15 protein-coding genes, 1 tRNA gene and 2 pseudogenes are annotated in these 19,183 nt (G+C 59.0%); 7 read left to right on the forward strand and 11 right to left on the reverse strand.

Going from position 1 to position 19,183, the window contains the following annotated elements; translation table 11 throughout:
• Positions 1-913: 913 nt before the first annotated feature.
• From So717_RS00215 to So717_RS00245, 7 genes and pseudogenes are all read right to left on the reverse strand, one after another.
• Positions 914-2,112: pseudogene (locus tag So717_RS00215) on the reverse strand (IS91 family transposase).
• A gap of 139 nt (positions 2,113-2,251) precedes the next feature.
• Positions 2,252-3,031, reverse strand: a complete 780-nt coding sequence (locus So717_RS00220) for a phosphodiesterase (protein ID WP_159974211.1) — start codon at positions 3,029-3,031, stop codon at positions 2,252-2,254.
• Positions 3,028-3,855 (reverse strand): phosphodiesterase, encoded by an 828-nt coding sequence (locus So717_RS00225; RefSeq protein WP_159974212.1) that lies wholly within the window; start codon positions 3,853-3,855, stop codon positions 3,028-3,030. The genes So717_RS00220 and So717_RS00225 overlap by 4 nt, the downstream gene beginning before the upstream one ends.
• A gap of 57 nt (positions 3,856-3,912) precedes the next feature.
• Positions 3,913-5,160: an ABC transporter substrate-binding protein gene (locus tag So717_RS00230; protein WP_159974213.1), complete on the reverse strand. Its 1,248-nt coding sequence runs from the start codon at positions 5,158-5,160 to the stop codon at positions 3,913-3,915.
• 97 nt (positions 5,161-5,257) lie between these two features.
• Positions 5,258-6,220: a carbohydrate ABC transporter permease gene (locus So717_RS00235; protein ID WP_159974214.1), complete on the reverse strand. Its 963-nt coding sequence runs from the start codon at positions 6,218-6,220 to the stop codon at positions 5,258-5,260.
• Complete coding sequence (locus So717_RS00240) at positions 6,220-7,185, reverse strand: carbohydrate ABC transporter permease (RefSeq protein ID WP_159974215.1); 966 nt, start codon at positions 7,183-7,185, stop codon at positions 6,220-6,222. The genes So717_RS00235 and So717_RS00240 overlap by 1 nt, the downstream gene beginning before the upstream one ends.
• A gap of 1 nt (position 7,186) precedes the next feature.
• Positions 7,187-8,341 (reverse strand): ABC transporter ATP-binding protein, encoded by a 1,155-nt coding sequence (locus So717_RS00245; protein ID WP_159974216.1) that lies wholly within the window; start codon positions 8,339-8,341, stop codon positions 7,187-7,189.
• Positions 8,342-8,425: 84 nt separating this feature from the next.
• Here So717_RS00245 and So717_RS00250 point away from each other — a divergent pair, with 84 nt between their 5' ends.
• The 3 genes and pseudogenes from So717_RS00250 to So717_RS00260 all read left to right on the forward strand — a co-directional run bounded on the left by So717_RS00250 (position 8,426) and on the right by So717_RS00260 (position 11,494).
• Complete coding sequence (locus tag So717_RS00250; RefSeq protein WP_238840571.1) at positions 8,426-9,310, forward strand: LysR substrate-binding domain-containing protein; 885 nt, start codon at positions 8,426-8,428, stop codon at positions 9,308-9,310.
• A 211-nt stretch (positions 9,311-9,521) separates the two neighbouring features.
• A pseudogene (locus tag So717_RS00255) lies at positions 9,522-9,972 on the forward strand (site-specific integrase); the annotation flags it as partial.
• 625 nt (positions 9,973-10,597) lie between these two features.
• Positions 10,598-11,494, forward strand: coding sequence for an anti-phage nucleotidyltransferase (locus So717_RS00260; RefSeq protein ID WP_159974217.1), 897 nt, complete (start codon positions 10,598-10,600; stop codon positions 11,492-11,494).
• 11 nt (positions 11,495-11,505) lie between these two features.
• On the opposite strand, the gene So717_RS00265 is transcribed toward So717_RS00260, so the two are convergent.
• Positions 11,506-11,952 carry a hypothetical protein gene (locus So717_RS00265; protein ID WP_159974218.1) on the reverse strand — a complete coding sequence of 149 codons (447 nt, stop codon included), beginning with the start codon at positions 11,950-11,952 and terminating at the stop codon, positions 11,506-11,508.
• Here So717_RS00265 and So717_RS00270 point away from each other — a divergent pair.
• Positions 11,951-12,589, forward strand: coding sequence for a Cap15 family cyclic dinucleotide receptor domain-containing protein (locus tag So717_RS00270; protein ID WP_159974219.1), 639 nt, complete (start codon positions 11,951-11,953; stop codon positions 12,587-12,589). The two genes, So717_RS00265 and So717_RS00270, sit on opposite strands and share 2 nt — an antisense overlap.
• Before the next feature lie 302 nt (positions 12,590-12,891).
• On the opposite strand, the gene So717_RS00275 is transcribed toward So717_RS00270, so the two are convergent.
• The 3 genes from So717_RS00275 to So717_RS00285 all read right to left on the reverse strand — a co-directional run bounded on the left by So717_RS00275 (position 12,892) and on the right by So717_RS00285 (position 14,709).
• Positions 12,892-12,966 (reverse strand) — tRNA-Gln (locus So717_RS00275).
• A 164-nt stretch (positions 12,967-13,130) separates the two neighbouring features.
• Positions 13,131-14,123 (reverse strand): NADPH:quinone reductase, encoded by a 993-nt coding sequence (locus So717_RS00280; RefSeq protein WP_159974220.1) that lies wholly within the window; start codon positions 14,121-14,123, stop codon positions 13,131-13,133.
• An 82-nt stretch (positions 14,124-14,205) separates the two neighbouring features.
• Positions 14,206-14,709, reverse strand: a complete 504-nt coding sequence (locus So717_RS00285; RefSeq protein WP_159974221.1) for an SH3 domain-containing protein — start codon at positions 14,707-14,709, stop codon at positions 14,206-14,208.
• 118 nt (positions 14,710-14,827) lie between these two features.
• On the opposite strand from So717_RS00285, the gene So717_RS00290 reads away from it, so the two are divergent.
• The 3 genes from So717_RS00290 to So717_RS00300 are packed head-to-tail and all read left to right on the forward strand — an operon-like array spanning position 14,828 to position 19,040.
• Complete coding sequence (locus So717_RS00290; RefSeq protein WP_159974222.1) at positions 14,828-15,814, forward strand: 2-hydroxyacid dehydrogenase; 987 nt, start codon at positions 14,828-14,830, stop codon at positions 15,812-15,814.
• A 26-nt stretch (positions 15,815-15,840) separates the two neighbouring features.
• On the forward strand, positions 15,841-17,622 hold the full coding sequence (gene ggt / locus So717_RS00295) for a gamma-glutamyltransferase (RefSeq protein WP_159974223.1): 1,782 nt from the start codon (positions 15,841-15,843) through the stop codon (positions 17,620-17,622).
• Between the two features lie 20 nt (positions 17,623-17,642).
• Positions 17,643-19,040 carry an FAD-binding oxidoreductase gene (locus So717_RS00300; RefSeq protein WP_159974224.1) on the forward strand — a complete coding sequence of 466 codons (1,398 nt, stop codon included), beginning with the start codon at positions 17,643-17,645 and terminating at the stop codon, positions 19,038-19,040.
• Positions 19,041-19,183 lie beyond the last annotated feature (143 nt).

The raw sequence follows: 19,183 nt of genomic DNA on the forward strand, positions 1-19,183 counted from the left end.
AGATGTCTTTCTGATGCTGAGCGATCACGTTGCCGTCGCTGTTAGCGCAAACATGTCGCAAAGAAAACCCCGTCACAAGAATACCCCTGCAACACAGGCATGTTTTGCGATCACGACCTGCGCTTCAACATAGATTGAGCGCACCGAACTGGCGAGGAGAATGATGTATTTTCGTCAACTGGCGCAAACCTCGTGCTCATGACCGGCTCGGCACGCACACGGCCGTCACAGCGGCACTCACGGACCTTATTTATTCTGCGGCACCGCAAGAGAAGCGGACCCAACAGTATATCCATGCGTCGCTTCTAACGATTTCTGGGCTCAAGTTCGAGTTTTTCAACAAAATACGCCCTGGGCGTCGAATCCAGAGCCGTCAGATTTAGCGTACCGCGGCAGTTCTTGGAAACGCGCAAATCGGCCAATTAGGGCGCGAGTTGAAAGATTGCCGCGAGCTTGCGCAGTCGATACAGCAGTCGCGCACTTTTACTGCGTAACGTCGATGTGTTCGAAAGCGCCAAAGGTCCGCTTTTGCAATTCTATCCGATCGCGTTGCACCTGCGGCGAACGTCCGCTTTCCTGAAGGTTTTTCGATGCGGGCCGGGGTGCAACATTTCCTTCCTGCGAGACGTGCGGCCCGCGTTGACAAACCTCGGAAGGAGGAAGCCGCGGGGGCTGGTTGCTGTCTATGGGGAAATAGCGCTGACGGGTGAGGCTGACAATGCCACGGGCGCGACGCCTTCTTTTTGGGTCGCGGCATTTGCAAGCAGTTTCCGCCACCTTCTTCGCGGAAGTTGCGGAGATTGGCCGCTGAGAATGGGACACCGACCGCCATTTTGGATGATAGTCGCAAACGGTCTTGGCCGATCACCCAATGACGACCGGAGCATATCAAAGTGTGGGATCCAGCATCGGATCATGCGTCTTGCTCCCGTGGTGGCGCACGCGACATCGGCATTTGACCGCGCCGGAAAATCTCTATGATGCTCATTGGGCCGCCGCAGCAGGGGCATGGCTCTCGCAAGGTGAGCGGGGTTACCACTGGCTCCAACTCGGGCTCTGTGGGTTCTTCCGTGCGTTGAGCACCAAGCAAAGTTCGGATCTTCGTGATGTTTGTTTTGCGTGCTGAGCTGGCCAACAGGCCATAGTGGCGAATGCGATGGAACCCATTGGGAAGAACATGGATCAGGAAGCGGCGAATGAACTCGGGGGTAGCCAAGCGCATGACCTTTTGGCGGTCACCTCGTTTGATACGGTAGTCCTTCCAGCGGAAAGCCACGGTATTGGCATCCGCACTGACCAGTCGATGGTTCGAGATCGCAACCCGGTGGGTATAGCGGCTCAGATATGCCAGCACCGCCTCTGGCCCGCCAAACGGAGGCTTGGCGTAAACGATCCAGTCGGTTTTGCGGAACGGGGAAAGCCACTTCGCAAAGGCATCCGCCCGCGCCAAGTGAGCAAGATCGGCAAAGAAGCTGAGTTGGCCTGAGCGATACAATTCCATGAGCCCTTCCCGGAACAGGCGTCTGAAGAGCCGCGCCAGCACACGCACATGCAGGAAGAACCCCGGCTTACAGGCGACCCATTGGTGCCATCCGGTGAAAGGCCGCCGCCCGGCACGATCATGTGGACGTGCGGATGGTGAGTGGGTGCGGATCCCCAAGTGTGGAGCACGCTGGTCATGCCGATCTTCGCCCCGAGACGCTTGGGGTCGGCCGCGATGTTCATCACGGTTTGCGCAGATGCGCGGAACAACAGGCCGTAGACCGCCCTTGGGTTCCAAAACGCGATGCGGGCGATCTCTGCGGGCATTGTGAAGACGACGTGGAAGTACTCGACCGGCAGCAAATCTTCGGCCCGCGCCTCCATCCAGTCGCGTGCGGCAGGGCCTTGGCATTTGGGGCAGTGCCGGTTCTTGCAAGAGTTATAGGCGATGTGATGGTGGCCGCATTTGGCACACCCCGCCACATGCCCGCCGAGCACCTCGGTCCGGCAGGCCTCTATAGCCGACATCAACTTGAGTTGGCCGAGACTGATATGACCCGCATTGGCCCGGCGATATGCGGGACCATAGTTCCGAAAGATGTCAGCGATCTCCAGCCTTGGGCGCGGCAAACGCCCGAGCCGCTACTCCAGTCCCCGCCTAACGGTGTGGTCCTGCAGCTTTTCCAACATCTCATACGGGCTGACGGTCCCGCGGATGAGCAACGACGAAAACCGCGTCGATGGCAAACTCGTTTCCGGATCGCGGCTGTTACAGCTGGAAACGTGTGCTTTGATCAGCGAAGTCGTGCATGTGAACGGTCAGCTGGTGTTGATCCAGCAGAACCACCCCATACGCAGGGGACTCGAAATTACCGTTGATCCGCTCGGCTGGCGCGTCGAGATCAAGCGCCACCTGATGGTTCAACGCCCGCATACAAGAATAGCTTATGCCGCGCCAGTTGCCCCAAATGGCGCGGTGAACATGGCCAAAAAACAGGTGGCGGATGCGCGCTTTGTGAGGCGCGATCACATCATAGAAAGGCTCGGCGTCATGCATCATGATTGCGTCCATAGCCTTGATCCCGACCGCAAAAGGCGGGTGGTGCATGAACAGAAAGACCGGTCCGGGCGCTTCTAGTTGACGCTTGAGCCATGTGCCGCGGGCCTCGCAATAGGCGCCCGCGTGGGTGCCTTCCGCCACAGTGTCGAGGAGCAGGAAGCGGCCAAAAGGCGTCTCGAACGCGTTTTGGACAAAACCATTCTCATCGCGCGGGACATCAGGAAAGGTCTGCATCAGCGACGATGTGTCGTCGTGATTGCCGACCATAAGATGCACGGGCATCTTCAGCTTTGCGATTTCGACGGCGAATCGTACATAGGCTGAGGCATCGCCCCAATGCGTCATGTCACCTGTCAGGATGACGAACTCCGCATCGCCATGCTCGGTATTGATGGATTGGACAGCCAGCCTCAGCCGTTCGCCGGGGTCCTCGCCGTAAAGCAGACCATCACCAATCACATGGGTGTCCGTGAGGTGGATGAACTTCATTCCGCGGCCAGTGGCTTGGCCCAGTCGTCCCAGCCCGTTCCCGCAGAAAAGATCGGCCCGTCCCACGTGAACGGGATGTCATGGATGACGGTCCTGTCCTCGCCCGCGTCGATGATCGCGAATGACGGGGCCATGGGCCCGCCGTGCAGCAATTCAGTCTCAGTGAAGTTGGGCAGAGACTGATTGCCGGTTGATCGCACGGAGGCGAAGGGAATGCCGCAATAGGTGCCCGTGCAAATCGCATGGATGTGGCCGAAATGCAGATAGTCGACTTTGTTGGCAAAGCGTTTGAGTAAGTCGGCAAAGGCAGGCCGGTCCTCCGAGACCAGCGCGATTTTGTCTTCGGCGGGCTGGCCGAGTGCCATGACGTTGTGATGCATGAACAGTCGCGCGCGGCTGCACCCTTGCAACTGCGCCTCAAGCCATTCGAGCCTGTCCGCGCCGAAATGCCCCGCATGCGTGCGCGGCGCGGTGGTATCGAGATAGATGAGCTGCGTGCCGTGCAGGTCTTCGGCATAGTTCACATAGCCGTTGGCATCGCACGGTTGATCTGGAAAGGCCGCCAGAAAATTCGCGCAGTCATCGTGGTTGCCCATCAGTAATCGAACCGGGCAGGGGAGATCAAAAAGCGCGTCTTTGAGCGCGGCATAGGCCAGCGGTTCGCCCCAATGGGTGAGATCACCGGTGATGACGATCCTGTCGGCATCCTGATGTTTGCTGCGCACCTCGTCCAAGGCCTGCGCAAAACGGCGATGGGGATCAAGACCGCCCATCCGTTCGCCCGGAACGGTCAGGTGAATGTCGGAGATATGGACGAGTTTCATCGCGGTGCCTTTCGAAAGAGAGCTGGCCGCCCTGCAAAGGGCGACCAGCCTTTGGGTTTAGCCGTTCGGTAGCAGGTCGGCGATTTCTTCGACCAGCTCTTCTTGCAGCTCTTTCATGTCGGTGGCGTCGCCGGTGACAATCCGTTCAATCCCGTCATATATCACCTGCGTGATCGCCAGGCCGTTGTCACCCGGATAGGCCAGCCAGTCACGCAGCAGCGGGAGTTGGTCCACAGCGGTTTGTTTGTTCGGGTTCTGCTCGTAGAAATCCGCAAGAATGATCTCGTTCGCGGCCTTGTTCGGTGGCATATAGCCGGTGGTCTTGGCCACTTCGGCCGCACCGTCACCCGAGGTGATGTACTTGAGCCAGGTCCAGGCGGCTTCGCGCACTTTCGGATCGTCGGAGGTAGATGTCAGCATCGCTGCATTGCCGCCTGCGGGCAGGCCTTTCGGCGCGCCTTCCAACCCCGGGAAAGGGCCGGTAACCAATTCAAAGTCGCCCTGGCTGCGCTCAACTGCGCCAAGAGCCGACGTAGACCAGAACATCATGCCGATTTCACCAGCAGAGAAGGACGCGAGGGCCGCTTTCCATTCAAGGTTCTGCATTTCACATTCGGTGAAGATCTCTTGCATCTGCTCCAAAGCGACAAGCGCTTCGGGGCTGTCCATTGTGACTTTGCCATTGTCGACAATCGCGCTGTCCTGCGACCACAGCAGAGCTTGCATGAACCAGTTGCCGGTAATGTTCCAACCCCAGAAGATCGGGTTGTCGATGCCGTTGGCCTTCATGGTTTTGCAAGCCGCGATCACATCGTCCCATGTCTGCGGTAACTCTTCGATCCCGCCTTCGCGCAGAATGTCCATGTTGTAGTAGCCAACCGGCAGCGAGATCGAGAAGGGCAGGCCGTAGACCGCGTCATCGAACGTCGACAGCGACAGCATCGCCTGATGATATCCGTCTTTTTCGAAATCAGCTTCGGCAGAGATGAACGGCTCCAGCGATTGCGCGATGCCCTTTTCGACCAGAGGCGCCTGGCGGTTCAGGCCCTGCATAGTCACGTCGGGCAGATTGCCTGAAACTGCTTCGCGCAGCACGGTGTTGGTGCCGTCCTCATAGGACTCGTAGGTCGCGCGGAACTTCACCTCGATGTTCGGATGCGCCTCTTTGAAGGCGGGCATCATTGCCCCATAGGTCACGTCAAAGAGGTGGCTGTAGGGATAGGCGAACTCGATTGTCACCTTGTCTTCGGCATAAGCAGCGGTGGCAGAAAGGGCCACAGCCATTGCAGTCAGCGTGTATTTCATTGCATCTACTCCAGTTGTTGGGGCTGACGGTTTGGCGATTGGCAGACCCCGGTGATAAGCCCGAAAGGGCGACGAGTAGGGTGGGAGCGATCCCACCCTATTTCATTCCAGACAGCGTGATCCCCTCGATAAAGCGGCGTTGTGCGACCAGAAATGCAACGATAAGCGGTGTGACAATGATGGTGGCGGTGGCCATCATCGGCCCGAAGAAGGACCCATCCGCGTCCCCTTTGAACTCTCGCAGGCCAAGCGGCGGGGTGAACAGATCCCGGCTGCCGGTGACGACGATGCGGGGCCAGAAATAATCGTTCCAATGGGCGACGATGGAGAAGATGGCAAAGGCTAGAAGGGCAGGCACGGCCGTCGGCAGCATCACGCGCCAGACGATGGCGAACTCGGTCATCCCGTCCATGCGCGCAGCATCGATCAGATCATCTGGTACGGTCATGAAGAACTGACGCATGAGGAATATCCCAAAAACCGAGATCGTCCAGGGCACCACCAGCGCGGCGTAGGTGTTGGTCAGCCCGACTTTAGCAAGCATGATGTAGAGGGGCAGGGCAATCGCGTGCACCGGGATCAATAGGCAGAACAACACCAGCCCGAACACTGCTTCTCGTCCCCAAAATTTCAGTTTAGCAAGCGCATAAGCAGCGGGCAGGGCAACAAGCACTTGAATGAAGAAGATCGACGCGGTGACGATCACACCGTTCAACAAGTAACGCAGTAGGGGTGCCTCAATGAAGGCCTTCGAATAGTTGAACACCACAGGGCGCATGGAACAGTCGACTTCAGCCTGGGCCATGATCGCCTCTCGGATTTCGCTGTCGGTCTTGCCGGGATATTGCGGGGCGGCGGCGGCAATCTCGTCCCGGTTTGGGTCGCGCAGCTTCACACAGCGCTCGTCGACCATCATCGCTTGGCGTCCGAAAAAGCCGCCCACGCCCCGGTCGATCTCGCCCGGGCTTTTGAACGAATAGCTGAGCATCATGTAGAACGGGGCCAGCACGATGATCACGCCGAGGATCAGGATGAGGTGTTTCCATATATCGCGCGTCATCAGTAATGCACCTTGCGTTCGACTAGCCAGCGCTGGATCAGGGTGAGGAACATCACGAAGACCAAAAACAGCATGGTGATCGCCGAGCCGATGCCGATCAGGTTTTGTTGCACGCCCTTTTCAAAGATAGCGAACATCATCACGTAGGTAGATTTGTTCGGCCCCCCGCCTTGCGGCCAGAACGCCTCGACCGTGTCGAAGACCTGAAAAGCGCGGATGCAGGAGATTGTGACGACGAATACCGTAGTGGGCCCAAGCGCGGGCCATGTGACCAGCCGAAACCACTCCCACGCGCTTTTCGCGCCATCCATTTCGGCGGCATGGTAGAGTTCGCGGTGCACCGCGGTCAGGCCGGCGAGGTAGAGCACCATGTTGAAGCCGAAGCCCTGCCAGATGCCGATGAAACACAGCACCCAGATCGCGTAGTCCTTGTCCCCAAGCCACAGCGGAAACCCATCCGCGCAGCCCTTGGCGACGAAGGGGATCACCTCAAGGACCGTTCCACAGGCCATCTCTAACGTCTGGTTGATCACGCCAATTGTGGGGTGCAGCATGAACTCCCATACGATCGCCATGGCCAGCAGCGTCGCCATGACGGGCAGGAAGTAGATCGTCTTGTAGACGTCCCCGAACCGGCCCAGCGAATTGACCAAAAGCGCCGCCCCAAGCCCCAAGGCCACAGAGACAGGCACCACCACCACGACATAGCTGAACGTCGCGATAAACATCTTCTCGTAGGTGGAGCGGGTGAAGAGCCGGCCGTAATTCTTGAATCCCACCCAATCAAACCCGCTGTTGCCGAGCGAATAGTTGGTGAATGAGAGGACTGCAGCGACCACTACAGGCACCAGAAGGATGAGAAACATCAAGGCAAGCGCGGGCGTCGCCAGGCCCCATGCCGTCCGCGCCTGCCGATTGACTTGGGTCGGTTTGCGCGGGATCGCGGTGCTGTCTATCACTGCCATCTTACGCCGCCTCGACCGGTTGATCGAGCGTCACTTCCACGCCGCGCTGCCGTTTGCCATCCGCATCAAAGATCAGCGCATCTGCCAGATCGAAGCTCAGCCCAATTTCGGCACCAAGGCGCAATTGGTCGCGCGCGGCGGGCGCTGCGCGACACGTCACGCGCGCGGTTTGACCTGCCAGTTCGACCTGCGCAAAGACCTCCGCCCCCAGGTTTTCGACATGTGCAACAGTGCCGGTGAGAAGAGGGTCAGACTTCGCCAGATGTATCGCCTCGGGCCGCAACCCGAGCTGGTACACACCCGCCTTCGCCCCAATGGCCGTGCGGCCGACCGGCTTGTCAAACAGCGACAGCGTGCGCTCGTGCAGCTCAACGGGCAGGATGTTGATCTTGGGCGAACCGATGAATTCGGCCACGCGAATGTCGTTTGGATCTTCGTAGATGATGCTCGGGGAATCGCATTGCAGGATCTCCCCATCCATCATCACCGCGATCCGATCAGACATGGTCATCGCTTCGACCTGATCATGGGTGACATAGATGAAGGTTGCATTCAGCCGGCGATGTAATTGCGCGATCTCAGCGCGGGTTTGCACGCGGAGTTTGGCGTCCAGGTTGGACAGCGGCTCATCCAACAGGAAGGCCGCCGGGCTGCGCACCAACGCGCGCCCCAATGCCACGCGTTGCCGTTGCCCGCCCGACAGTTGCCCAGGCTTGCGATCCAGCAGCGCGCCGATCTCCAGCATCTCAGCTGCGTCCTTCACTGCTGCCGTGATCTCGGCGCGCTTGTCTTTCGAACCGGGTAGGAATGGCCCGATTACGGGGAGCCGTTGACCTGCCGAAAGCGACCGCATCCGAAGCGGTACGGCGATGTTTTCGGCCACGGTCAGATGCGGGTAAAGCGCATAGGATTGAAACACCATCGACAGATTTCGATCCGCTGCCCGCATGCCCGTGACGGCCTCGCCATCAATGGCAATTTCGCCGCCAGTCGGATCCTCAAGCCCCGCGATGATCCGCAGCAATGTCGACTTGCCACAGCCTGAGGGACCAACAAGCGAGACAAACTCCGCATCCGCAATGTCCAGTGTGACATCCCTGAGCACCTCGGTTTCTCCGAAGCGTTTGGTGATCGAATTGATCGATAAGCCAGCCATGCGATTCCCCCCGAGGTCCGCCTTAGGGGTATGAGCGCTGCACCACATTTTTGTGACGTCATATTAGTGAAACCGATGGGTTCTATGGGTTACGTGAAAGGGGACCGCATGCGGCCAAACCACCATCAGTTTGTGGCGTTTGCCTATGTCGTCCGCGAAGGCAGCTTTTCTGCGGCGGCGGCGCGAATGGGCGTCACCCAGTCCACAGTGACGCAGCACATCGGTAACCTTGAAAAGGCCGCAGGCACTCTCCTTTTGCGCCGTGGACGCGATGGGGTAGAGCTTACGCCAGCGGGGCAAGAGTTCTACGATCTTGCCGATCGCATGGCCGCGTTAGAGGCAGAAGTCTCCGAACGCCTGGAAGGCTTTAACGCCATGAGAAGCGGCCGTTTGAATGTAATCGGCAATGCGCCCCAGCCGGCACTCCGCCTGATCGCTGCTTTTTTGCGCCGGTTCCCGGATATTGAGGTGAGTTTCAGTTTGTATGACTGGTCGACCGCAACCCAGATGACCCGAAATCGGCTCGCTGATATTGCGCTGATTACAGACCCGCCCGCGTCGGAGATTTGGGAACGGATCCCAATCGAAAGTGTAGATTACGTCCTTTATTGCCCTCTAGCACATCCGCTTTCGCGAAGAGACAGCGTTTCGCTGAAAGACTTGGAGGTGGAAACGGTCATTGTTCCAGAGAAAGGATCGCTCACAAGACGCGTTCTTGAGGACGCGTGCCGCACGCATCGGATCGCATTGCAGCGGATTGTGACAATGACGACCTTTCCACTGATGTATGAGGCGGTTCTGCAAGGCGTTGGCGTCGCCGTTTTTCTTCGGGACAGCAGCTTAATCAAAAACGCAGCGGTCGAGATCCCTATCGCAGAGCTCGACCGGCATCACGAGACTTACCTGATTGCAACCAAAGACCGTGTACGTTTGAAGCTGGTTCGGGAATTTATCAATTGCCTCGACTAAGGTGTTTCTAGGTCTTGCCGTAGATATACTGGCGGCCTGTACTCGAGCCAATGTCGGCGTTGGACGCATCGCTCCAGTTCGCGCTAGGCGCAGCATCGGTGAGTTTGGGATCTCTGTCGATCTCCGAGGCAGCGCAGCATCATGTGATACATAGACCCGGTCAACGTCGGGTTGTCGTTGTGGGAGGGCATGGCGGATCGGAGGATCAGTCATGGAAACACCAAACCTGCCAGCCATTCGCGCGCTTCGCCCTGCATGGAACAAGGGGCGCATTGTGGGTCAGAAGCGGCCGCTGAAACCAAAACACGTCTGGACGATCCGGGTTCGACTTGAACTGGCCGAAAACCATCGCGACCTCGCCCTGTTCAACATGGCGATCGACAGCAAGCTCCGCGGCTGTGATCTGGTGAAGATGAAAGTCGTCGATGTAATGGCATCAGGCCAAATCAAAGAACGCGCTTCTGTCTTGCAAAGCAAAACGCAGAAACCGGCGCGCTTTGAGATTTCTGAAGGCACCCGGGCCTCGGTCGAGAAGTGGATGGAAGACGAGCTCATGGTCGGCTCCGAATACCTCTGGCCCGGTCGCTTCCACGAGCGTCTGCATATCTCGACACGCCAGTATGCACGGGTCGTTCGCGACTGGGTCACATCCATAGGTTTCGATACAGTCCTGACCGGTCTCGGCATCGTATCGACTAGGTGGCAACTTGAGACGCCGATGATCTTCAAGAGTATGGAAACGCAAGCCCACGGTCGAAGAGCCACTTTTGTTCCAGGTTTCGGATGCAGTTTGGCGGATGCTATTGAGGCCTCATGCTCGGCATACCCGTTCTTTGAGATCAAAACCTTAGAAACGGCTTCTGGTGACGTCGTTGAACTGTTCGACGGCGGCTATTGTGCCAACAACCCATCACTCTATGCGCTTGCCGATGCGACAGTTGCGCTCGGGTATGCTCCTGAGAATTGTCGTCTACTACCTTTGGGATGTGGCCAGTATCCAGAGCCGAAGCGTGGATTTATTGCTCGCCGGATCAACACCTTCCTTCCGGTCCAATTACTTCAGAAGACACTCGAGGTGAACACCGCATCAATGGACCAACTCAGGCGCTTGCTCTACTCAAACGTGCCAACAGTTCGGATCAGCGACACCTTTGACAAGCCAGAAATGGCGACGGATATGTTTGAGCATGACCCCAAGAAATTGAACCTCCTGCGCCAGCAGGGCGCGGAATCGTTTGCGCGACGTGAAGTTGAGGTACGCAAACTGCTTTTGGAGAAGGTATAATAATGGCAATTTCAGAAGACCAACTTGAGACATGGTCACATCAGGGTTCGGTGCAACAGTCAGCGGCGACCTATCAAACAATCAAAACTGTTCTAGAGAGTGCTCAGGCGCCATACGCCAATCGGAGCTTTAACATCTTTCTTCAGGGTTCATACGGAAACAACACAAATGTCTGGGCTGAAAGTGATGTCGACATCGCTATCTGCCTAACTTCGGTCTTCTATAGCGATATCGATGAGCTAAGCACAGATGAGAAACAGCGCTACGAACAGAACCGAATTCCTGCTGAATACTCAATAAATCAGTTTAAGGATGAGGTAACCTCTTGGCTGCGTCAGAATTTCGGAAGTGGAGTCACGCCAGGCAATAAGGCCATTGCGGTCCCTGGGAGTAACAGCCGTCGCGACGCCGATGTTCTCGCATGTGCTGAACACCGTCGATACTTTTCCTACCCCGCGATGGGCGGTCCCAAATTCCACGAAGGAATCTGCTTTTGGACCTCGGACGGTGACAAGATCATCAACTACCCTCATCAGCACATGAGCAACTGTACATCAATGCACCAAGCGACAAGTAATCGGTTCAAACCAAATGTCCGCGTTCTGAAGAACATGCGTAGATCGATGGTCAGTGACGGGTATATTGATGATGGGGTGGCTCCATCGTACTTTTTAGAAGGTATGCTTTACAACGTGCCAAACGAACACTTCGTTGCAACGCACCAGCAAACGATAGAGAACGCGCTTTATTGGCTTGAGCGTTGCAATGTCCCAGATTTGCTGTGCGCGAACGAGCGGTATTATCTTGTGCGTGACGGTTCCGACGTCTGTTGGAACGGGAGTGACTTTAGGAACACTCTCACATCCATGCGCCGGTATTGGAACAGTGCAGGTCGCTAGGTTTGGCTCTCCTAATTTGCCACCAGTGTTGTAGCGCGACCTTCGACGTAGAAGACAGCTTTTGTTGTTGAAAGTATGCAGCACGCATCTATGGCCATTGCCATCGAAAGCGAAAGTGTACTGTTGTGAGCCGAACCTAGATTTGGCATGGACGATGACGGTGTGTGCCGGCTTACGATACGCATGGACCATGCTGACAGGTAGTATTCTTCATCCTGCTGGTTTCGTTGGAATACGATAGCGCCATCATGGATACTTGGGTTGATATGGAGGGCAGTTTCAAGGTCTTTGATGAAAGTCACGCCAAATCGCTGTCCTACTTCTGGCACTGGATCTCTTGGCATCGGAATACAATCTACCTCGGAAATTGAGCCAGATGCGAATACTAAGATCGCCGGGTGGAACGGTTCGCCGCTTTGATGTATTTGGAGCAAGGTTTGTTTCAGATGCTCAAACATGGGTTACGCATTGCTCAATAGGACGACAGTCTCAGTACTTCTTATCATCGCCATTGTGGTTTGGGGAGGGTTCCTTTGGGTGCTTGGTATCGAGCTCACGTGGGAACACGCGCAACCCTATTCCCTAACTCTGGCTGCAATCACTTCATGTTTATGGCTGTTTGATAAATACATCTGGAAGATCTGGCCAGTACATAAATTCGTTAAGCGTCCGGACCTGAACGGAACTTGGCGGGTTTCTCTCCAATCGTCTTACAAAGCTCCGGGTTCGGAGGAGCCTGTTGCTGCTGTCGACGGTTTTGCAGTCATTCGACAGACATTTAGCTCAATGTCGATCAGGTTGATGACTGAGCAAGCCGAGTCGTTCCTCGTTGCGTCAAGCTTTGACATCCAAACTGACGGTACAACCTTCGTCTACGGCGCATATCAAAGTGACCCAAGTATCCACCTACGATCCGGAATTAGTGAAATTCACTACGGGAGTTTTAGATACAAGGTCATTGGCAGGCCGCCAACCCAGCTCATTGGCCACTATTGGACGGACCGCAATACGAATGGCTCAATTGCGCTGGCGGATCGCAGGAACGTGTATTTCGACGGCTATAAAGAAGCTGATGATAATTGGAACGCTGGCTAACGTTTGAGTCTCAGGAGAAACACTTACGCGCTTTCCCAGAGATAAGGTCCGCTTTGGCAAGGCTGTTGAGACCATACAGCGCCTGCAGCGAAAGTCCGGAATCCGCCCTGGGTGCCGGATCCAAGGCAACCTGACCGAATTTCTAACAGCTGTTCCTGTAAAAGAGGAAAACCGTCAACTGGGCCAACGGCCTTAGGTCAGATCCACCAAACCTGCTGAAAGTCGCGTTCTTGCCCGACAAAAGTTGGCTTTCTTACCGGACAAGTTGGGATTCATGCCGGACGACACACAAAAAGTAAAAATGGCTGGGATGGTAGGATTCGAACCTACGGTACACTGTACCAAAAACAGTTGCCTTACCACTTGGCTACATCCCAACAACGCGCGCTGAATAAGCGTCTGAAGACCTGTGTGCAAGTCCTGATTTCAAAAAACCCTCATCACAGCACTCACGCGCTCTGTACGGAAAATAGATCGCACTGAGGAGGTTTTCAACCACAAGATCACCGACCCACAGTGCGCGCAGGCCTGCCGCACCTCGCTATCGCGCCACATCGATCAGAACAGCGCCAGATCGCTGCCCCCGTTCGACAGCCTCATGCGCCAGCGCTGTGTCGGCAAGCGGAAAAACCGACTGAACCGGGCACGACACAGCGCCCGCGCGCAATGCGGCGTGCAGTTTGGCAGTCGCGACCTGCCGCGCCGTGTTGTCCAGCAGATAGATGAGCGCAATATCGATGGTCACAGCTTTGAAGAGCAGCGGGTAGAACGGCAGGCTTGGTGTCATGTTGAGCGCGGATCCATAGGCTGCGATGGTGCCATTGGGGGCAATCACAGCAGCGTTGGTCTCGATGTTCATGCCAAATTCGACCTCGATGATGCGGGAAATCGGCGCACCAGCAGTGGCAGCCAAAATCTGCTCGGCGAGATCCGGGGCTGTGTAGTCGAGCACAACATCTGCGCCCGCAGCCGCGCAGCGGGCAAGACCCGCACCGCGCGCCGTTGCGATCACCCGGGCCCCGGCCCATGCGGCGAGTTGCACAGCCAGATGTCCGACCGTTCCCGCACCGCCGTGGATCAACAGGGTTTGTCCCGCAACATCTCCACCACCAAACACCACATGGGCCGCAGTCAAACCCGGGATGCCGAGGCTGGCCCCTGTCTCAAGCGACACCTCCGACGGCAAGGCAATGGCCTGCGCGACCGGAAGCGTGATATGGCTGGCCGCGGTGCCAAAGGCGCGTTGCCACTGACCGTTCCAGATCCACACGCGCGCCCCGATGAGCGCAGGGTCGACACCCGGCCCCACGGCTACGATCACGCCCGACCCATCGCTGTGAGGGACAATAAGTGGGAAGGCAGGGGTCGTCGCTCCGGGCCGTGCCCCCGCGCGCGCCTTGACGTCGGAGGGGTTTACGCCCGAGAAGGCCAACTCCACGCAAACCTCACCGGCGGATGGTGCGGGTGTCTCCAACTCGACAACCGAGAGAACCTCCGACGCGGGGCCAAATCGGGAATAGCCAATGGCTTGCATTATACTCCCCTGCATCTCCGGGTGCTATTGCGCGAGGCCAATCCTGCCCCGCATCCAGTGCCCTTGCAACAGCCCGGCGGCGTCAGTCGCGGATCTCGTCCGGGGCAACGCCCCAGAGCCGCGCCTTCGGAGCCCAACCGCGATACCCGCCAGAGCGCAACCGACACCACTCGGGGCCACATTTGCCAAGCCGGGCGATCACGCCGCTTTCGAGGGCCGCATTCACCGGCGCGTCCGGGTCAGGCCGCATCCGCAAGGGCAGCATGTCTTCTTGCACAATCACCGTGCGCACGCCCGACAGCAGGGAGTAGTGGACCCAGCCCCCCTGCCCGTCCCGATCCTGCACACGGCGCCAATGACCATGCTCCGCAATGATCTGCAGTGGCATGTCGCGGTGTTTGAAGACCCAGTCGATCCGGTGCGTGAGAGATGGCCCCCGACGTGCATTCCCTTCCGAAGCTTTCATCGACACAAACCGCGGCAATGGCAGATTCGTGACCTTGCCGGTCTCACGCGCAAAGCCCGGGGCTCCGCTCAAGCCCAGGGCCATCGCCGCAGCGAGCAACCCGGATAGGAATTTCGTCATGACAGTGCCTGTTCTTCGCAAATTGCCCGATAGACGCCGCGAGGTTCTTGTGCCTCGCCCGCATCTCGGCCACCATGCCACGAAAGGGCGCGCCGCGCCAAGTCCGGGGAGGTGCAAAATGGCGAAGCAGAGGTTGAGTGTTGTCGTCACGCGACGGTTACCCGAGGAGGTTGAAACCCGGCTGTCGGAGCTCTTCGATGTCAGGCTGCGCGACGATGACACCCCGATGGATCGGTCTGATCTGGCGGAGGCGTTGAAAACGGCGGATGTGCTGGTGCCCACGGTCACGGATGAGATTGATTCTGCCCTCATCAGCCAGGCGGGTGACCGGCTGAAGCTCATTGCGAACTATGGCGCGGGTGTCGATCACATCGATGTGGCAACAGCTCGGCAGCGTGGTGTGCTGGTCTCGAACACGCCCGGCGTGCTGACAGATGATACCGCCGATATGACGATGGCCCTGCTGCTCGCCGTACTGCGCCGGATTCCGGAAGGTCTGCATGTGATGCAGTCGGATGCATGGGATGGTTGGGCGCCCACGGCGTACCTGGGGGGGCGCGTCGCCGGGCGGCGTCTGGGCATTCTCGGCATGGGGCGCATCGGTCAAGCCGTGGCGCGACGGGCAAGCGCCTTTGGCATGCAAGTGCATTATCACAACCGGCGGCGGTTGCGCCCCGAGATCGAACAGGCGCTGGAAGCCACCTATTGGGAGAGCCTCGACCAGATGGTCGCGCGCATGGATGTGATTTCCATCAACTGCCCGGCCACACCCTCGACCTTCCATCTGATGAACGCGCGGCGGCTGAAACTGATGAAGCCCGAAGCGGTGATCGTGAACACCTCGCGCGGCGAAGTTCTTGACGAGGCCGCGCTGACCCGGATGCTGCGCGCAGGCGAGATCGCGGGCGCGGGCCTCGACGTCTACGAGCGCGGCACCCATGTGAACCCGCGCCTGCGCGAGCTGCCCAATGTCGTGCTCTTGCCGCATATGGGCTCCGCCACGCGCGAGGGGCGCATCGAGATGGGCGAGAAAGTCATCATCAATATCAAGACCTTCGACGATGGGCACAGACCACCCGATCAGGTTGTGCCCGCGATGCTTTAGACACCAGCCAAAGGAGTGGAGAGACCATGCGACATCTACTGACAACGGGCGCGGCCCTGTTCCTCGCAACGGCTGCGGCGGCGCAACAGGCTGCCGATGCCGTGCAACCCGAAGCCGCCACACAAGGTGCCTTCGAGGCGATCTCGCCTGAGGTGGCCGCCGCTCTGGAGGCGAAATTCGCAGGCACGCCGGTCGAGGCTGAGACTTGGATGGTGGCGGCGGCCAACCCATGGGCCGTGAAGGCGGGCGCCGATGTGCTGGCCAAGGGCGGCACGGCGGCGGATGCGCTGGTGGCCTTGCAGGCGATGCTGGGGCTGGTGGAGCCGCAATCCTCAGGTCTCGGGGGTGGTGCTTTCCTTGTCTACTATGATGCGGAAAGCGGCACGCTGACCACGCTCGACGGGCGCGAAACGGCCCCCTTGGCCGCGACACCGCGTCTTTTTCAGGACGGCAATGGCGAACCTTTGAAGTTCTTTGACGCGGTGGTGGGCGGGCTGTCGGTTGGAACCCCCGGCACCCCGGCTCTGATGGAAGAGGTGCATCTGCGCTGGGGCGCGTTGGATTGGGCGGAGCTTTTGGCCCCGGCCATCACGCGCGCGGAAGAAGGCTTTGCCGTCTCACCCCGCCTTGCCGGTCTGATCGAGGGCGATCAGGAGCGTCTGGGCCGCTTCCCGGCCACAGCGGAGTATTTCATGCCCGGTGGCACGCCACTGGAAGCGGGAGAACTGCTGACAAACCCCGATTATGCGGCCACGCTGCGCGCCATGGCGGAGGGCGGCACGCGCGCCTTCTATACCGGCGAGATTGCGCAGGACATCGTCGACACCGTGCGCGGGGCCGAGGGCAACCCCGGCGTGCTCTCAACCGTCGATCTCAGCATCTATCAGGTGAAGGAGCGCGCGCCGGTCTGCGTGAGCTATCGCGCGCATGATGTCTGCGGAATGGGGCCACCTTCCTCCGGCGCGCTCACGGTCGGGCAGATCCTCGGCATGTTGGAGAGCTATGACCTCTCCGCCGGACCCATGGACGCCGAGGTGCGCCGGTTGATCGGCGACGCCTCGCGTTTGGCCTTTGCCGACCGGGGCCGCTATATGGCCGACAGCGACTATGTCCCCGTCCCGACCGAGGGGCTTGTGGACGCGGGCTACCTTGCGGAGCGGGCTGAGCTGCTTGCGGGTGACGACGCGCTGTCAGAGGTGGCTCCGGGCGCCCCGGCTTTTGACCATGCGCTGAACTGGGCCGACGATGCCTCCATCGAGCTGCCTTCGACCTCGCATTTCGTGATCGTGGATGGCGCAGGCAATGTGGCCTCGATGACCACAACCATCGAAAACGGCTTCGGCAGCCGCCTGATGGTGCGTGGGTTCCTGTTGAACAACGAACTCACGGATTTCTCATTCAAGAGCCATGCGGATGGCGTGCCGATTGCCAACCGGGTGGAGCCGGGCAAGCGCCCCCGCTCGTCCATGGCGCCGACCATCGTGATGAAGGACGGCACCCCGGTGCTGGCCATCGGCAGCCCCGGTGGCAGCCGCATCATCGGCTATGTGGCGCAGAGCATCATCGCGCATCTCGACTGGGGCATGGATGTGCAACAGGCCCTGTCGGTTCCACATGCGGTGAACCGCTTTGGCACCTATGACGTGGAAGAAAGCACCGCAGCGGAAGACTTGTCCGAGGCGTTGACGGCCATGGGGTATGAGGTGGGCAGCCGCCCGCTGACCTCCGGCCTGCACGCCATCGCCATCGGCGACGGGTTGCAAGGCGGGGCTGACCCCCGCCGCGAAGGGATTGCGCTGGGGCAATAGCCCCGGCCTGGGAGGGACAGATGGTCAAACACGCAAGCCTGCCGCGCAACGAGCCCGGGATCGAAACCGCGCTTGGCGTGCTGAAACAGCAGTTCGGCGAACGATTTCAGACGGGCCGCGCGATCCGCGAACAGCATGGGCATACCACCACCTGGATCGAGAACCAGCCGCCCGATGCGGTGGTCTTTGCACATAGCACACAGGAGGTGTCCGACATTGTGCGCATCTGCGCGCAGCATGGGGTGCCCGTGATCGCCTATGGCACCGGCACCTCGCTGGAGGGGCATGTCAATGCCCCCGCGGGCGGTGTTTGCGTCGATCTCAGCCAGATGGATCAGGTGGTGGAGGTGAACCCGGGCGATCTCGATTGCCGCGTGCAGCCCGGTGTGACGCGCGAGGCGCTGAACACGCATCTGCGCGATCAGGGACTGTTTTTCCCCATTGATCCCGGCGCCAACGCCTCGCTGGGCGGGATGACGGCCACCAATGCGTCGGGCACCAACGCGGTGCGCTACGGCACAATGAAGGACAATGTGCTGGCGGTCGAGGCCGTCATGGCCGACGGGCGCGTGATCCGCACCGGGACCCGCGCGCGCAAATCCTCCGCAGGCTATGACCTTACGCGCCTGCTGGTGGGCTCCGAAGGCACGCTCTGCCTGATCACCGAGATTACGCTGCAGCTGCAGGGCATTCCGGAGGCGATAAATTCGGCGCATTGCTCTTTTCCGAGCGTGGATGCCGCCTGTCAGACCGTGATTTCGGTCATTCAGTATGGGTTGCCGGTGGCGCGGATCGAGCTTCTGGACGACGTGATGGTCAAGGCCCTGAACGCGCACTCCAAGCTCGATCTGCCCGAAACCCCGCTGCTGCTGCTGGAGTTCCACGGCACCGAGGCGGGCGTGGTCGAACAGGCGGAGATCTTCGGCGCGTTGGCCGAAGATCAGGGTGGCCATGGCTACTGCGCCACCACCACGGTGGAAGAGCGCAATCGATTGTGGAAAGCCCGCCACGACGCCTACCCCGCCATGCTGCAATACCGACCCGGCGCCCAAGGCATCGCCACGGACGCCTGCGTGCCGATCTCGAAACTGGCGGAGTGTGTGACCGCAGCCCAGGCCCGCGTGGCGGAACTCGGCCTGATCGCCCCCATTGTCGGGCATGCAGGCGACGGCAATTTCCATGTCTCCCCGCTGGTCGATATGTCGAATGCCGAGGAGGTCACAAAGGCGGCCGAGTTTGTCATCTGGCTCAACGAGCTTGCGATCTCGATGGGTGGCACCTGCACCGGCGAGCACGGGATCGGCCAGGGCAAGAGGCCCTATCTCGACAAGGAACTGGGCGGTGCCACGGATGTCATGCGCACCATCAAGGCCGCATTGGACCCCCAAGATATCCTTAATCCCGGCAAGGTTCTTTGATCTGCTGCAAAGGGTGGCCTGAAAGCCCACCCCACCTGCCAGCACATCCGGTTGCGACAAGCAGGTTCGGTGGGCTTTCAGGCCACCGCTTGCGCCATGTCGCTTTCCCGCTATGACCGGTCGGGCGCAGTTTTGCTCTTTGT

Origin of the sequence: Roseobacter cerasinus, from assembly GCF_009811755.1 — a bacterium.
Classification (GTDB): domain Bacteria; phylum Pseudomonadota; class Alphaproteobacteria; order Rhodobacterales; family Rhodobacteraceae; genus Roseobacter; species Roseobacter cerasinus.

Excerpts from the sequence above, each read along its gene's own strand:
- So717_RS00220 (WP_159974211.1), bottom strand. The coding sequence starts at position 3,031 with ATGAAGTTCATCCACCTCACGGACACCCATGTGATTGGTGATGGTCTG.
- So717_RS00225 (WP_159974212.1), bottom strand. The coding sequence starts at position 3,855 with ATGAAACTCGTCCATATCTCCGACATTCACCTGACCGTTCCGGGCGAA.
- So717_RS00230 (WP_159974213.1), bottom strand. The coding sequence starts at position 5,160 with ATGAAATACACGCTGACTGCAATGGCTGTGGCCCTTTCTGCCACCGCT.
- So717_RS00235 (WP_159974214.1), bottom strand. The coding sequence starts at position 6,220 with ATGACGCGCGATATATGGAAACACCTCATCCTGATCCTCGGCGTGATC.
- So717_RS00240 (WP_159974215.1), bottom strand. The coding sequence starts at position 7,185 with ATGGCAGTGATAGACAGCACCGCGATCCCGCGCAAACCGACCCAAGTC.
- So717_RS00245 (WP_159974216.1), bottom strand. The coding sequence starts at position 8,341 with ATGGCTGGCTTATCGATCAATTCGATCACCAAACGCTTCGGAGAAACC.
- So717_RS00250 (WP_238840571.1), top strand. The coding sequence starts at position 8,426 with ATGGGTTACGTGAAAGGGGACCGCATGCGGCCAAACCACCATCAGTTT.
- So717_RS00260 (WP_159974217.1), top strand. The coding sequence starts at position 10,598 with ATGGCAATTTCAGAAGACCAACTTGAGACATGGTCACATCAGGGTTCG.
- So717_RS00270 (WP_159974219.1), top strand. The coding sequence starts at position 11,951 with ATGGGTTACGCATTGCTCAATAGGACGACAGTCTCAGTACTTCTTATC.
- So717_RS00265 (WP_159974218.1), bottom strand. The coding sequence starts at position 11,952 with ATGTTTGAGCATCTGAAACAAACCTTGCTCCAAATACATCAAAGCGGC.
- So717_RS00280 (WP_159974220.1), bottom strand. The coding sequence starts at position 14,123 with ATGCAAGCCATTGGCTATTCCCGATTTGGCCCCGCGTCGGAGGTTCTC.
- So717_RS00285 (WP_159974221.1), bottom strand. The coding sequence starts at position 14,709 with ATGACGAAATTCCTATCCGGGTTGCTCGCTGCGGCGATGGCCCTGGGC.
- So717_RS00290 (WP_159974222.1), top strand. The coding sequence starts at position 14,828 with ATGGCGAAGCAGAGGTTGAGTGTTGTCGTCACGCGACGGTTACCCGAG.
- ggt (WP_159974223.1), top strand. The coding sequence starts at position 15,841 with ATGCGACATCTACTGACAACGGGCGCGGCCCTGTTCCTCGCAACGGCT.
- So717_RS00300 (WP_159974224.1), top strand. The coding sequence starts at position 17,643 with ATGGTCAAACACGCAAGCCTGCCGCGCAACGAGCCCGGGATCGAAACC.